Below are 14,726 nucleotides of genomic sequence, written 5' to 3' on the forward strand. Positions count from 1 at the left end.
AGCTCAGGCGGTCCGGTTAGCGGTCAGTCTGGCCAGTTCGGACAGCCCGGTCTTGGCCGCAGCTTCGATCGGCGCCGACGCCAGGGCGGCAAGTGCGCGTCGGGTCAGCCGTTCGATACGGTCCTCCACGATTGTCAAAGCGCCGGTGGCTTCGATGACGCCGCACAGGTCGCGCACCTGAGCATCGGTCAGTTCGGTGCCAACCGAGGTGCGCAACAGATTGGCCGCCGCCGGATCGGACTTGTCGGCCAACCCGATTGCCTCGGCGAGCAGCACGGTCCGCTTACCGGCCCGCAAGTCGTCGCCGGAGGGTTTGCCGGTGACGGCCGGATCCCCGAACACGCCGAGCACGTCGTCGCGCAACTGAAACGCCACACCCAAATCGGTGCCGACGTCCTGGAAAAGGGCGTGCACCTCGGGCCGGTCCGCAGCGGCCGCGACGCCCAACTGCAGCGGTCGCGACACCGTGTAAGAGGCCGTTTTGAACGTATTGACAGTCATTGCCGAAGCGATCGACTCCGCGCCGCTGGCCTCGGCCACGATGTCCAGATACTGGCCACCGAGCACCTCGGTGCGGATATCGGCCCACACCCGCCGGATCCGACGGCATGCATCGGGCGGCAGGTCGACGCCGGCGACGATGTCGTCTGCCCACGCCAGTGCCAGGTCGCCGAGCAGGATGGCGGCCGACGTCCCGAACCACTCAGACGATCCCTGCCAGCGCCGACTGCGGTGCAGCGCAGTGAATTTCATGTGGGTGGTCGGTTGGCCGCGACGGGTGGCCGACGCATCGATCACGTCGTCGTGCACCAGCGCCGAGGCGTGCAACAACTCCAACGCCGAAAACAGCAGCAGCACAGTGGTTCCCGGAGTTTGAGTGGATACGGCGCGCCACCCCCAATAAGCGAACGCCGGCCGGACTCGCTTGCCGCCGCTGGTGACGAACTCTTCCAGCCCGGCGATCAGGCCCTCATACTCGGTGCCGATATGGGCGGCGTCCTTGCGGCGCTCGCGCAAATACGCCCGCAACTGGTCGGTGATGGCGTCGGCGAACTCGACGGTCGCCGCTGCTTCGACGCTCAGCGCCGCGCCCCTTTCTGCTCTAGCTGCCCTGGGCCGACAGTCTATGTCGCTCGACGCCGGACCAGTTGCTTCGACAAGCTCACTATTCCCCCGCAAGCCGGTGGTACCCCCAGCCGCCTATGCTGGCCTGAAACCTGCGCAAGGTCGCCCGGTGTTCGAGAAGACGCGGCGGAGGCGCGGCGCGGCAAAGACTGCCGTTGCAAAACTAGTCATTCGACGAGGAGCAACCTTGTGACTCTGAACACCATCGCGCTCGAGCTGGTGCCGCCGAACGTGGATCGCGGCCCGCAACAGGCCATCGAAGATGCCCGCAAAGTGCTGCAGTACTCCGCGGCGGCAGGCATCGGCGGCCGGATCGAGCACGTGATGATGCCCGGGATGATCGCCGAGGAAGACGATCGGCCCGTCGAGATGAAGCCGAAGCTCGACGTGCTGGACTTTTGGCAGACGATCACGCCGGAGTTACCCGGGGTGCACGGGTTGTGCACCCAGGTCACCGCGTTCTCCGACGAGCCCGCTCTGAGTGGGCGGCTGCGCGATCTGGTGGATGCCGGCATCGAGGGCGTGGTCTTCGTCGGAGTGCCCCGCACCATGCAGGACGGCGAGGGGTCCGGCGTCGCGCCCACCGACGCCCTATCGATCTACCGCGAGCAGGTGGCTAATCGCGGCGTGATCATGATTCCCACTCGGGAGGGGGAAGCCGGTCGCTTCAATTTCAAGTGCGATCAGGGTGCGACGTTCGCCTTGACCCAGCTGTTGTATTCCGACGCGATTGTGGGGTTTTTGACCGACTTCGCCAAGCAGAACGATCACCGCCCCGAGATCCTGCTGTCATTTGGTTTCGTGCCGAAGGTCGAAAACCGGATCGGCCTGATCAATTGGCTCATCCAGGACCCGGGCAACGCCGCGGTCGCCGACGAGCAGGCCTTCGTCAAGACATTGGCGAACAGCGAACCTGCGCAGCGGCGCAAGCTGATGGTCGACCTCTACCAGCGGGTGATCGACGGTGTGGCCGAGCTCGGCTATCCGCTGAGCATTCATTTCGAGGCGACGTATGGCGTCTCCGCGGCGGCTTTCGAAACGTTCGCAGAGATGCTGGACTACTGGTCGCCGCCTGCCACGGCTTAGTCGGGCGAATGGTCGCTGGGCTCGACGAACCGGGGCGAGCGGTCGCGCCCTAACCAGGCCAGCACGGCCACTAGGCCGGCGACTCCGAACGAGGCCAGACCCAGCCACCACGCGGCGCCCCGGAACGAGCGGGTGCTGGGATCGGTATACCGAGCCTGAGCGGTCATGGTGCTGACGATGCCGGGCTTGAGCTTCCATGCGACCAGCTCCGAGTCGATCCGCTCGCCGTTGGTGGAGGTCACTGGCCCGGGGAAGGCCACCGTCAGTTCGACGTCCGCGTCGGGGTCGGTCAGCGACGTCAGATCGGCCCGGCCTTCCAGAATCACCAGGTTGCCGGCCCTGCGCAACGTCAGATTCACGCCCTGGGCGTCGGGATTCATGTTCGCCAGCTGCGGCAGTTCGGCGAAGGTCAGATCGGAGAACACCGCCTGCGACCCCACATAGCCGTCGCGGTCGTATTTGGAGATCGCCACCTTTTGGCTGAATGCCAGGTTGGGGTCGAGTTGTGGTCCGGCGTCCTTGTCGGAGCGTGGTTTGGCCGCGGCAATGATGCTCCCGGAGACCGTGTCGTCGGGCGAGATCGTGATCGATGCCTTGACCCGCAGGCATCCGGCTGCCATGGGCACCACCACCAGCAGCAGCGCCGCCGTGAGCAGGCGGCGGCCGGCAAGCCGTCCGGTCAGTAATGGGGCGCGCACCAGGTCATCGTGCCAGACGCAGCGCTACAGCGGCAGCGTGCGGCCCAGGATTGCGAATGCCCGTGGGTCGCCGGCGAAATGGTAGCCGCGGATGAGGTCGGTGAACCCGAGCCGCCGGTACAACCGCCAGGCACGATTGGCCTCACCGTTGATCTCCGGCGTGGACAGCAGCACGTTGGCTTCCTCGCGGCCCGCCAGTAGCCGTCGCGCCAGCGCCTCACCCAGTCCTCGGCCCTGTGCCCGTGGGTGTATGTGCAGTTCGGTCAACTCGAAGTAGCTGGCCATCAGGCTGGCGATCTGCGGGCCGGGAAATCCTCCGCGCTGCAACCCCACCACCACTTGCTGCTGCCACCACTGATCCGGGGAGCCGCAGTAGCCGTAGGCGACCCCCAGAAGCGGCGCAGCGCCCAGTTCAGCGGTCGACGGAGGGTCAGCACTATCGACTTCGACGACGCCCACGGCCTGCCAGCCGTGTCGGCGCGAGTGTTCCAACCACACCGCGGCGCGCTGATTTTCGGTGCCGGGCGGATAACGCATCGCGTCGACGTACACACCCAAGGCGTCACCGAGTCGGCGCTCCATCTCGTGCGGCGGCAGGTCGATGAAGAATGTCGCCACCTGACGGTGCCTCCTCGGGGTCATTTGGTGCGCTGCTTCTACCGTCATTATCGGACGGGCAGTCTCGTGCCGACCGCCAATCAGCGCGGCTACAATCAGCTGTCGAACCAGTGGTATGGCGTAGATCCACCTCGTATCATCTGAGTTAGATGCCCACACAAGGGCATGTCACGCAACAGCTTGTCGGCAAGGAGGGACGAATGCCACTCTCCGATCATGAGCAGCGGATGCTCGACCAGATCGAGAGCGCTCTCTATGCCGAAGACCCCAAATTTGCATCGAGCGTCCGTGGCGGGGGATTCCGCGCGCCGACTGCGCGGCGGCGCATCCAGGGCGCGGGGCTGTTCCTCGTTGGGCTGGCGATGTTGGTGTCGGGGGTGGCGTTCAAGGCCACGATGGTCGGGAGCTTCCCGGTTCTTTCCGTCCTGGGATTCGTCGTGATGTTCGGCGGTGTGGTCTTCGCCATCACCGGCCCGCGGCTGTCTGGCCGCCGTGACCACCCGGGATCGGCGCCGAGTGTGCGCCAGCGCCGCTCCAAAGGGGCTGGCGGGTCCTTCACCAGTCGGATGGAAGACCGGTTTCGCCGCCGTTTCGACGACTAGCGGTTAGCTGATCAAGGGGTGGCCTCGGCCGCCCCTTTTTTGTTGCCGCCCGAAAGCTGCGGTGGCGATAGGGCTGCTGCCCCCACAACGCCCCACTCGGCAAGACCTGGCCGCTGACCTGTGTTTTTCCTAGTCAAACCACCTGCCAGAGACGGCTGCGTAGCCGGTCATGGGGCTCGACTCCCGCGAAACATGAATTTGACGCGTCTAAATGGGGCAAAGTGGGGGATTGTGGGGTATGGTGGCTGAAGTCGGGGTGAGGAGGGTCCGAGACTCCGCACGGTGGGAGGTGGCCAGATGTTTCTGGGCACCTACACGCCCAAGCTCGACGACAAGGGGCGGCTCACGCTGCCCGCCAAGTTTCGCGACGCGCTGGCAGGGGGGTTGATGGTCACCAAGAGCCAAGACCACAGCCTCGCCGTCTACCCGCGGGCGGAATTCGAGCAGGTCGCGCGTCGGGCAAGCAAAGTGTCGAGGAGCAACCCCGAGGCCCGGGCGTTCCTGCGCAACCTGGCCGCCGGGACCGACGAGCAGCACCCCGACGCGCAGGGCCGGATCACGTTGTCGGCCGACCATCGCCGTTACGCCAACCTGTCGAAGGATTGTGTGGTGATCGGGTCGGTCGACTACCTCGAGATCTGGGACGCGCAGGCCTGGAACGACTACCAACAGACCCACGAAGAGAACTTCTCCGCGGCCAGCGATGAAGCACTCGGCGACATCATCTGAGGCGCATGCCCGTGCACCGTGGCCTCTGCCCGAACCGACCCTGACGTACTTCCCCAACGCCAGGTTCGCGCTATCGGACAGGGACCTCGATGTGCGGGCGATGTCCCACCGACCGGCCATTCGTCGGAGAGTTGATGCCATGCCTGACGCCACAAACGATTTCGGCCATGTACCCGTACTTGCCGACCGCTGTGTCGAACTGCTCAGCCCTGCGTTGACCAGACATCATTCCGATGGAACCGCGGCGACCCTCGTCGACTCCACCATCGGCGCCGGTGGGCACGCGGAGCGCTTCCTTACCGCACTGCCGGGGCTGCGCTTGATCGGCCTCGACCGCGATCCCAGTGCGCTCGACATCGCCGGTGCACGGCTGGCGCGCTTCACCGACCGGGTCAAGCTGATCCACACCCGCTATGACGGCATCACCACCGCGTTAGCTGAATCAGGTTATCTGCCAACGGGGTCGGTGGACGCAGTGCTCTTCGACCTCGGGGTCTCGTCGATGCAACTGGACCGCGCCGAGCGTGGTTTCTCCTACGCCCAAGATGCCCCGTTGGACATGCGGATGGACCCGACGTCACCGCTGACGGCGGCCGACATCGTCAACAGCTATGACGAGCGCACGCTTAGCGATATCTTGCGCCGATACGGCGAGGAGCGATTCGCGCGCCGCATCGCTGCCCGCATTGTCCGCCGCCGCGCCACCGCTGCGTTCACCACGACCGGCGAGTTGGTAGAGCTCATCTATCAAGCGATTCCGGCGCCGGCCCGGCGCACGGGCGGCCATCCGGCCAAACGAACGTTTCAGGCGTTGCGGATAGCGGTCAACGCCGAATTGGATTCGTTGGCCGACGCGCTACCGGCTGCGCTGCAGGCCCTTGCCGTCGGTGGGCGAGTCGTGGTGCTGGCGTACCAGTCGTTGGAAGACCGCATCGTCAAGCGCGCCTTCGCCGAAGCTACCTCCTCGCGCACGCCGGCCGGTCTGCCAATCGAACTACCGGAGCATTCAGCGCAATTCACGTCTTTGACGCGTGGCGCCGAACGTTCCGGCGATGCCGAGATATTGCGTAATCCGCGTAGCGCCGCCGTACGGCTGCGGGCCCTGCAACGAACCGAACCTGGGCGACGGCCTGCAAGGAGGGGTGATTGATGAAGGCCAAACGCGAAGCGCCGCAGCGCAGTGGGGGCGATCGCCGTCGCGCGCACGACGAGGCCGGCCGCAAGGTGAGGCGTCGGCCCGCTGAGACCCCGGCAGGCCGCCGCACCCGGACGCGGGCGGGGAGGGGCTCGGCGCCGGCCCGGGAGCCGCGGGGACCACGATCCGCACCGCAAACCACGCCGATGTCTCGGCCTGCCGAGCGGATGGCCCGGCCGAAGACCGCCAGTCAGGCCAAAGCCCGTGCGAAAGCACGGAAAGCGAAAGCGCCCAAAGTTGTTCGTCCGCCCTTACGCGATCGGGTACTGAGCCGGCTGGCCTCGATCGATCTGCGGCCACGCACATTGGCGGCCAAAGTGCCGTTCGTGGTGCTGGTCATCGGTTCGCTTGGTGCCGGGCTGGGTGTCACGCTGTGGTTGTCAACCGACTCCGCCGAGCGGTCCTACCAGCTGGGCGCTGCACGCCAGACGAATCAGCTACTGCAGCAACAAAAGGAAGCACTCGAGCGCGACGTGCTGGAAGCGCAGGCGGCGCCGGCGTTGGCCGAAGAAGCCCGCAGCCTCGGCATGATCCCGACCAAAGACACCGCCCACCTGATCCAGGACCAAACGGGTGCCTGGGTGGTGGTCGGCACGCCCAAGCCTGCCGAGGGAGCGCCGCCCCCGCCGCTGAACACCAAGCTGCCGGATGAGAAACCGGTGCCTCCGCCGGCGAATGCGGTGGAAGTGCCGGTGCCGATCTCGCCGGGGAATGGCGGGCCGATCGGACCGGGAACGTCGGGGCCGCAAGTTCTGGTCCGCGATCCCAACGGTGCCACCACGCTGGGCATCCAGCACCTGCCGACCAATGCCGCGCCCCCGGCGCCCGGCGCACCGGTCGCGGGTCCGCCGCCCGGTCCGCTTCCGGCACCGGCGGTGATGCCCGCGCCGCCAGCTGCGGTGCCCGCTCCGGCCCCTGCCGGGCCCGCCGCGCCGCCGGCTCCTGGCGTTCCGCCGACTAACGGTGAGCAGTTCGGCCCGCTGGCCGTCACGAGCCCCGGGGGTCCCAGGTGAAGGGCGCAAGCCGCTCACGGCGCCGCAAACCACAGTCGCAACCGGGACGTGGAACCCGGAAGGCAAGGCGGGCAACCGACGTCGAGCGGGCTAAAGGGATCAAAAAGCCGAAAGCGACGGCGCGAACCAAAGGCGCGCCAGCCGGCCACTCCGCGCGGGTCCGGCGTACTCGGCAGGCGGTGGACATAGGAGTACGCGGCGCGTCGTTCGTCTTTCGGCACCGAACCGGCAACGTGGTGATCTTCGTGGCGCTGATCGTGGCCGCCGTGCAGCTGTTCTACTTGCAGGTGCCGCGCGCCGCCGGTCTGCGGGCCGAAGCGGCCGGACAACTGAAGGTCACCGACGTCGAAAAGGCGGTGCGCGGCAGCATCGTCGACCGCAACAACAACCAGCTCGCGTTCACCATCGAAGCGCGCGCGTTGACCTTCCAGCCGCGCAAGATCCGCAAGCAGCTCGCGGAGGCCAAGGAGAAGAAGGCCAGCAGCCCCGATCCCCAACAACGCCTGCGCGATATCGCCAAAGAGGTCGCCACCCGGCTGAACAACAAACCCAATTCGGCGACGGTGCTGAAGAAGTTGCAGAGCGACGAGACGTTCGTTTACCTGGCGCGCGCCGTCGACCCGGCCATTGCGAGCGCCATCATCACCAAGTACCCGGAGGTCGGCGCCGAACGCCAGGACCTGCGTCAATATCCGGGTGGATCGTTGGCGGCCAATATCGTCGGCGGCATCGACTGGGACGGTCACGGGCTGCTCGGCCTGGAGGATTCACTGGACGCCGCGCTGGCTGGAACCGACGGTTCGATTACCTACGACCGCGGCTCCGACGGTGTGGTGATCCCCGGCAGTTACCGCAACCAGCACAAGGCGGTCAATGGGTCGACTGTTCAGCTCACCATCGACGACGATATCCAGTTCTATGTCCAGCAACAGGTGCAGCAAGCCAAAAACCTGTCTGGAGCACACAACGTGTCGGCTGTCGTGCTGGACGCCAAAACCGGTGAAGTACTGGCGATGTCGAACGACAACACTTTCGACCCGTCGCAGGACATCGGACGCCAGGGCGACAAGCAGATGGGCAACCTGCCGGTGTCCTCGCCATTCGAGCCGGGTTCGGTCAACAAGATCATCACCGCGTCGTCAGTCATCGAATACGGCCTGAGCAACCCAGACGAGGTCCTGCAGGTGCCCGGCTCGATCCACATGGGCGGCGTCACCGTGCACGACGCCTGGAACCACGGCGTGACGCCCTACACCACCACAGGCGTGTTCGGGAAGTCGTCCAACGTGGGCACATTGATGCTGGCCCAGCGGGTTGGCCCGGATCGCTGGTTCGACATGCTTCGCAAGTTCGGTCTGGGTCAGCGCACCGGCGTTGGCCTGCCTGGTGAGAGCGCGGGGTTGGTGCCGCCGATCGACCAGTGGTCAGGCAGCACATTCTCCAACCTGCCGATCGGACAAGGACTTTCGATGACGCTGCTGCAGATGGCCGGTATGTACCAGGCCATTGCAAACGACGGGCTGCGGATGCCGCCCCGCATCGTCAAGGCGACGATCGGACCTGACGGTACTCGAACCGAAGAGCCGCGGCCGCAAGGCGTCCGGGTGGTCTCGTCACAGACCGCGCAGACCGTGCGCAACATGTTGCGCGCGGTCGTGCAGCGCGACCCGATGGGGTATCAGCAGGGCACCGGGCCGGCCGCCGCCGTCGAGGGCTACCAGATCTCCGGGAAGACGGGTACGGCCCAACAGATCAACCCCGCCTGCGGCTGCTACTTCGACGACGTCTACTGGATCACCTTCGCCGGCTTGGCGACGACCGACAACCCGCGTTACGTCATCGGCATCATGATGGACAACCCCCACCATGCCGCCGACGGGTCGCCCGGGACGTCGGCCGCTCCGCTGTTCCACAACATCGCCGGCTGGCTGTTGCAGCGCGAGAATGTCCCGCTGTCAGCCGATCCCGGACCGCCGTTGACGCTGCAAGCGCTGTAGCGGCGGGCCACGAAAAAAACCCACGACCGCCCCCGGCAAGGCCTGTACCGTCACATGGCTCGATAGGGTGTCATCGCTGATCGTGGCGGCTTCAGATCATGGCGGGAGGTGATGACGGTGGCTACGGTATTGCGGCCCAGCACCGTCGACGCCGTGCCGCTGCCGACGCTGGCTGCCCAGGTAGGCGCCGTTCCGGCCGAAGGCAGTGCCGTCCCTCAGGTGCACATCAGCGGCGTGACGTTGCGGGCACAGGACGTGCGGCCAGGAGACCTGTTCGCAGCGTTGACGGGTTCGTCCACGCATGGCGCCCGTTATGCCGGTGACGCGGTCGAGCGTGGCGCGGTGGCGCTGCTCACCGATGCCGACGGTGTTGCCGAATTAGACGCCGCGGTCCTCGGACGGGTGCCGGTGCTGATTCACCCGGACCCGCGGCGCGTCCTGGGTGAGCTTGCGGCCACGGTCTATGGACGGCCCTCCGATCGGGTGGTCGTCGTCGGGGTCACCGGAACGTCGGGTAAGACCACGACGACCTATCTGCTTGAGGCCGGTTTACGGGCGGCCGGCCGCACGGTGGGATTGATCGGGACGATCGGTATCCGGATCAATGGGGCCGATGTTCCCAGCGCGCTGACCACACCCGAGGCGCCCGCGCTGCAGGCTCAGCTCGCGGCGATGGCCGAACGCGGGGTGGACACGGTGGTGATGGAGGTGTCCAGTCATGCGCTGGCCCTGGGGCGTGTCGACGGAACGACTTTCGCCGTCGGCGGTTTCACCAACCTGTCCCGCGACCACTTGGACTTTCACGCGAGCATGGCCGACTACTTCGAGGCCAAAGCCCGGTTGTTCGACGCCGCGTCGCCGGTACACGCCCGCACCGCGGTGGTCTGCGTCGACGACGATGCCGGCCGCGCCATGGCCGAGCGCGCCGAGCGCGTCGTGACGGTCAGCGCTGCGGGCCGGGCCGCGGATTGGCGCGCCGAAGGCGTGGCCGCCGACGGCGCCGGGCAACAGTTCACCGCCGTCGACCCGGCCGGCGTGCACCACCGGGTGGGCATCCGGTTGCCGGGGGGCTACAACATCGCCAATACCCTTCTGGCACTGGCTATCTTGGATGCGCTCGGGGTGTCTCCCGAGCAGGCCGCGACCGGACTTCGCGACACCGCCGTCCCAGGGCGGCTCGAGCAGATCGACCGCGGCCAGGATTTCCTGGCGCTAGTCGACTACGCCCATAAGCCGGGCGCGCTGGGTGCGGTGCTGCAATCGTTGCGCCGCCCCGGTAGCCGGCTGGCGGTGGTCTTCGGGGCCGGCGGCGACCGCGATCCGGGCAAACGCGCACCGATGGGCAGAATCGCCGCGGAGTTGGCCGAGTTGGTCGTCGTCACCGACGACAACCCGCGCGGGGAGGACCCGGCCGCGATTCGCCGCGAGATCCTGGCCGGTGCTGCTGAAGCAGGCAGCGCCGCAAAGATCGTCGAGATCGGCGACCGGCGCGCGGCGATCCGGCACGCGGTCGGCTGGGCGGGCCCCGACGACGTCGTGCTGGTCACCGGTAAAGGCCATGAAACCGGGCAGAGCGGCGGCGGGCTCACCCGCCCGTTCGATGACCGGGTCGAATTGGCCGCCGCGCTGGAGGAGCGGCGCCAGTGATAGCGCTGACCGTCGCGCAGATCGCCGAGATCGTCGGCGGCGAGCTGGTCGACATCTCGCCGGAAGCAGCCGCGGACTTGCGCGTCACCGGAACAGTCGAATTCGACTCTCGCAAGGTCGCATCCGGTGGCTTGTTCCTGGCCCTGCCGGGGGCCCGCGCCGACGGGCACGACCATGCCGCGGCGGCCGTGACGGCCGGCGCGGTCGCAGTGCTGGCCGCCCGGCCGGTCGGCGTGCCCGCGATCGTGGTGCGTCCCGACGCCACCGCCGCCCGACGGGCCAGCGTGCTCGAGCACGACACCGACGGATCGGGCGCGGCGGTACTGGCGGCGCTGGCCAAGCTCGCCGCAGCGGTGGCGGCTGAACTCGTCGCGCAAGGACTGACCATCGTCGGGATCACCGGCTCGTCGGGGAAGACGTCGACCAAGGACCTGCTGGCTGCCGTGCTCGCCCCGCTGGGCGAGGTGGTCGCACCGCCCGGGTCGTTCAACAACGAACTGGGCCATCCCTGGACCGTTTTGCGCGCCGACGAGAACACCGACTACTTGATCCTGGAACTGTCGGCGCGCCACCCGGGCAACATCGCCGCGCTGGCCGCCATCGCGCCGCCCACCATCGGGGTGGTGCTCAATGTCGGTACCGCGCACCTGGGCGAGTTCGGCTCCCGGCAAGCCATCGCCGACACCAAAGCCGAACTCCCACAAGCCATTCCGCAATCCGGCGTGGTCGTGCTCAACGTCGACGACTCGGCAGTGGCGGCCATGGCCGACAAAACCGCGGCCCGGGTGGTGCGCGTGAGCCGCCAGCCCGCCCACGTGTGGGCGGGCCCGGTCACCCTCGACGAATTGGCCAGGCCGCAGTTCACGCTGCATGCCGGCGACCGCGCGGTCGATGTCGGGTTGGCCGTACACGGCGACCACCACGTCAGCAACGCGTTGTGCGCGGCGGCGGTCGCCCTGGAGTGCGGGGCCACCGTCGACCAGGTGGCGACTGCGCTGGCCAGTGCGCACCCGGTGTCGCAGCACCGCATGCGGGTGACCAGCCGCGACGACGGGGTGACGGTCATCGACGACGCCTACAACGCCAACCCGGATTCCATGCGCGCCGGCCTGCAGGCATTGGCCTGGATGGCCCGCGGCCAGCGGCGCAGTTGGGCGGTGCTGGGCGAGATGGCCGAACTCGGTGAGGACGCGATATCCGAGCATGACCGCATCGGTCGGTTGGCGGTGCGCTTAGATGTGACTCGACTCATTGTCGTGGGAACGGGGAGGTCGATGAGCGCCATGCACCAGGGCGCGGTCATGGAGGGCTCATGGGGCGGCGAGGCCAGTATCGTCGCCGATGCCGATGCCGCCCTGGCACTATTGCGGTCCGAACTGCAATCCGGAGATGTGGTGCTGGTCAAGGCCTCCAACGCCGCCGGGCTGGGAGCGCTCGCCGACGCGCTGATGGCCCCGGCCGACGGTGACGCCCGATGATTCAAATCCTCATCGCCGTCGGCATTGCGCTGACGGTCTCCATCGTGCTCACCCCGCTGTTGATCCGGCTCTTCACCATGCAGGGATTTGGCCACGAGATCCGCGAGGACGGTCCTCCGAGCCACCAGACCAAGCGCGGCACGCCGTCAATGGGCGGGGTGGCGATCCTGGCCGGCATTTGGGCGGGTTACCTGGGGACCCACGTCGTCGGCCTGGCACTCGACGGCGAGGGGCCGTCCGCGTCGGGGCTGCTGGTGCTGTTCTTGGCCACCGCACTGGGCGCCGTCGGATTCGTCGACGACCTGATCGGGATCCGCCGCTCCCGCAACCTCGGGCTGAACAAGACGGCCAAAACGGTCGGGCAGATCACCGCCGCCCTGCTGTTCGGGGTGCTGGTGCTGCAGTTCCGCAACAATGCCGGCCTGACACCGGGCAGCGCCGATCTGTCCTACGTGCGTGAAATCGCCACCGTCACACTGGCGCCCGCGCTGTTCGTGCTGTTCTGCGTGGTCATGGTCAGCGCCTGGTCGAATGCGGTGAACTTCACCGACGGCCTCGACGGGCTGGCGGCCGGGGCGATGGCGATGGTCACCGCCGCCTACGTGCTGATCACGTTCTGGCAGTACCGCAATGCCTGCGCCACCGCGCCGGGCCTGGGTTGCTACAACGTGCGCGACCCGCTGGACCTGGCCCTGATCGCTGCCGCAACGGCCGGCGCCTGTATCGGGTTTTTGTGGTGGAACGCCGCGCCGGCCAAGATCTTCATGGGCGACACCGGATCGTTGGCGCTGGGCGGCATCATCGCCGGGTTGTCGGTGACCAGCCGCACCGAGATCCTGGCGGTGGTGCTGGGTTCGCTGTTCGTCGCCGAGATCGTCTCGGTGGTTCTGCAAATCCTGACGTTTCGCACCACCGGGCGCCGCGTTTTCCGGATGGCGCCGTTTCATCACCATTTCGAGCTGGTCGGCTGGGCCGAAACCACGGTCATCATTCGGTTCTGGCTGTTGACCGCGATCAGTTGCGGCCTGGGTGTGGCGCTGTTCTACAGCGAGTGGCTCGCGGCCGCCGGCGACTGACGTGACTCATGAGCTGGTCTCCGCCGGCACCTCGGTGCTGGTCACCGGCGGTGGTGTCACCGGAAAGTCGGTGCTGACGGCACTGGCCTCCCTGGGCGCGACGGCCACGCTGTGCGACGACGACCCGACCACCCGGCAGTTGCACGCCGACGCCGGCGTGGCGACGGTGACGCCTTCGGCGGCCGCCGAGCGTATCGACGACTACGCCCTGGTGATCACCAGTCCGGGTTTCCAGCCCACCGCGCCGGTGCTGATGGCCGCCGCGGCAGCCGGCATCCCCATCTGGGGCGACGTCGAGCTGGCCTGGCGGCTCGACACCTCCGGTCATTACGGGCCGCCGCGGCGCTGGCTGGCCGTCACCGGCACCAACGGCAAGACGACCACCACCTCGATGTTGCACGCCATGCTCAGCGCCGCGGGCCTGGCTGCCCGGCTCTGCGGCAACATCGGCAAACCGGTTCTGGACGCGCTTCGCGAGCCCGCTGAGATGCTGGCCGTGGAACTGTCCAGTTTCCAGCTGCATTGGGCGCCGTCGCTGCGGCCCGAAGCCGGTGCGGTGCTCAACATCGCCGAGGACCACCTGGACTGGCATGCCACGATGGCCGACTACACCGCCGCCAAAGCCCAGGTGCTCGGCGGTCGGGTGGCGGTCGTCGGGCTGGACGACACCCGGGCGGCGGCGCTGCTGGACACCGCGCCGGCCCCCGTGCACGTCGGATTCCGCCTCGGCGAACCCGCTACCGGGCAACTGGGCGTGCGGGACGGCATGCTGATCGACCGCGCCTTCGCTGACGACCTCGCGCTGGCATCCGTCGCCTCGATACCGGTGCCACCGCCGGTCGGCGTGCTCGATGCGCTGGCCGCGGCGGCGCTGGCCCGCAGCGTCGGGGTCGGCGCGGACGCGATCGGCGACGCCCTGGCGACGTTTCGCGTCGGCCGGCATCGCGCTGAGGTGGTCGCCGTCGTGGACGGGGTCAGCTACGTCGACGACTCCAAGGCCACCAACCCGCACGCCGCCGAGGCGTCGGTACGGGCCTACCGGCGGGTGGTCTGGATCGCCGGTGGGCTGCTCAAGGGCGCGTCCGTCGATGCGACCGTGGCCAGGATCGCTAATCGCCTGGTCGGGGCCGTGTTGATCGGCCGTGACCGGGCCGCGGTTGCGGAGGCGTTATCACGACACGCGCCCGATGTCCCCGTCGTACAGGTTGTGACAGGCGAGGATATTGATATGCAAGCGACTGCTGAGTCTTCTGTTACTCCTGTGACAAGAGTTGTTCAGGTGCCCGACGACGCCGTCGGCAGTCGCGTGATGCACGCGGCCGTGGCCGCCGCCCGCGATCTGGCCGCCCCTGGCGACACCGTGCTGCTGGCACCGGCCGGCGCATCCTTCGACCAGTTCAGCGGCTATGCCGACCGGGGCGACGCATTCGCGGCTGCCGCACGCGCCACGACCCGGTAGCCA

13 protein-coding genes are annotated in these 14,726 nt (G+C 67.7%); 10 read left to right on the forward strand and 3 right to left on the reverse strand.

Annotated features, from left to right (window positions below):
- Positions 1 to 3: 3 nt before the first annotated feature.
- Positions 4 to 1,083: a bifunctional (2E,6E)-farnesyl/geranyl diphosphate synthase gene (gene idsA2, locus A5707_RS01585; RefSeq protein WP_065012812.1), complete on the reverse strand. Its 1,080-nt coding sequence runs from the start codon at positions 1,081 to 1,083 to the stop codon at positions 4 to 6.
- Between the two features lie 231 nt (positions 1,084 to 1,314).
- Here idsA2 and A5707_RS01590 point away from each other — a divergent pair, with 231 nt between their 5' ends.
- Positions 1,315 to 2,211 carry a mycobacterial-type methylenetetrahydrofolate reductase gene (locus A5707_RS01590; RefSeq protein WP_065012774.1) on the forward strand — a complete coding sequence of 299 codons (897 nt, stop codon included), beginning with the start codon at positions 1,315 to 1,317 and terminating at the stop codon, positions 2,209 to 2,211.
- Here A5707_RS01590 and A5707_RS01595 read toward each other — a convergent pair.
- Together A5707_RS01595 and A5707_RS01600 are read right to left on the reverse strand one after the other, a co-directional pair.
- A complete protein-coding gene (locus tag A5707_RS01595; RefSeq protein ID WP_065012813.1) occupies positions 2,208 to 2,831 on the reverse strand; it encodes an LppM family (lipo)protein in 624 nt (207 codons plus the stop codon). The two genes, A5707_RS01590 and A5707_RS01595, sit on opposite strands and share 4 nt — an antisense overlap.
- A 102-nt stretch (positions 2,832 to 2,933) precedes the next feature.
- Positions 2,934 to 3,527 (reverse strand): GNAT family N-acetyltransferase, encoded by a 594-nt coding sequence (locus A5707_RS01600; RefSeq protein WP_065012775.1) that lies wholly within the window; start codon positions 3,525 to 3,527, stop codon positions 2,934 to 2,936.
- A gap of 200 nt (positions 3,528 to 3,727) precedes the next feature.
- On the opposite strand from A5707_RS01600, the gene A5707_RS01605 reads away from it, so the two are divergent.
- The 9 genes from A5707_RS01605 to murD all read left to right on the forward strand — a co-directional run bounded on the left by A5707_RS01605 (position 3,728) and on the right by murD (position 14,723).
- The gene (locus A5707_RS01605; protein WP_065012776.1) at positions 3,728 to 4,129 is read left to right on the forward strand and encodes a DUF3040 domain-containing protein; all 402 of its coding nucleotides are present in this window, start codon (positions 3,728 to 3,730) and stop codon (positions 4,127 to 4,129) included.
- A 297-nt stretch (positions 4,130 to 4,426) separates the two neighbouring features.
- The gene (mraZ, locus tag A5707_RS01610) at positions 4,427 to 4,858 is read left to right on the forward strand and encodes a division/cell wall cluster transcriptional repressor MraZ (RefSeq protein ID WP_065012777.1); all 432 of its coding nucleotides are present in this window, start codon (positions 4,427 to 4,429) and stop codon (positions 4,856 to 4,858) included.
- Positions 4,833 to 6,008, forward strand: coding sequence for a 16S rRNA (cytosine(1402)-N(4))-methyltransferase RsmH (rsmH, locus tag A5707_RS01615; RefSeq protein WP_082969187.1), 1,176 nt, complete (start codon positions 4,833 to 4,835; stop codon positions 6,006 to 6,008). The genes mraZ and rsmH overlap by 26 nt, the downstream gene beginning before the upstream one ends.
- On the forward strand, positions 6,008 to 7,066 hold the full coding sequence (locus tag A5707_RS01620; RefSeq protein WP_065012779.1) for a hypothetical protein: 1,059 nt from the start codon (positions 6,008 to 6,010) through the stop codon (positions 7,064 to 7,066). Before rsmH ends, A5707_RS01620 begins: the two co-directional genes overlap by 1 nt.
- A gap of 98 nt (positions 7,067 to 7,164) precedes the next feature.
- Positions 7,165 to 9,063, forward strand: coding sequence for a peptidoglycan D,D-transpeptidase FtsI family protein (locus A5707_RS01625; protein WP_419866375.1), 1,899 nt, complete (start codon positions 7,165 to 7,167; stop codon positions 9,061 to 9,063).
- 111 nt (positions 9,064 to 9,174) lie between these two features.
- Positions 9,175 to 10,710, forward strand: coding sequence for a UDP-N-acetylmuramoyl-L-alanyl-D-glutamate--2,6-diaminopimelate ligase (locus A5707_RS01630; RefSeq protein WP_065012781.1), 1,536 nt, complete (start codon positions 9,175 to 9,177; stop codon positions 10,708 to 10,710).
- Complete coding sequence (locus tag A5707_RS01635; RefSeq protein WP_065012782.1) at positions 10,707 to 12,188, forward strand: UDP-N-acetylmuramoyl-tripeptide--D-alanyl-D-alanine ligase; 1,482 nt, start codon at positions 10,707 to 10,709, stop codon at positions 12,186 to 12,188. Before A5707_RS01630 ends, A5707_RS01635 begins: the two co-directional genes overlap by 4 nt.
- Positions 12,185 to 13,264 (forward strand): phospho-N-acetylmuramoyl-pentapeptide-transferase, encoded by a 1,080-nt coding sequence (mraY, locus tag A5707_RS01640; protein WP_065012783.1) that lies wholly within the window; start codon positions 12,185 to 12,187, stop codon positions 13,262 to 13,264. Before A5707_RS01635 ends, mraY begins: the two co-directional genes overlap by 4 nt.
- 1 nt (position 13,265) lies before the next feature.
- Positions 13,266 to 14,723, forward strand: coding sequence for a UDP-N-acetylmuramoyl-L-alanine--D-glutamate ligase (murD, locus tag A5707_RS01645; protein WP_419866374.1), 1,458 nt, complete (start codon positions 13,266 to 13,268; stop codon positions 14,721 to 14,723).
- Positions 14,724 to 14,726: the final 3 nt, after the last annotated feature.

It is taken from the genome of Mycobacterium kyorinense (genome assembly GCF_001672775.1).
In the GTDB taxonomy this organism is placed as follows: domain Bacteria; phylum Actinomycetota; class Actinomycetes; order Mycobacteriales; family Mycobacteriaceae; genus Mycobacterium; species Mycobacterium kyorinense_A.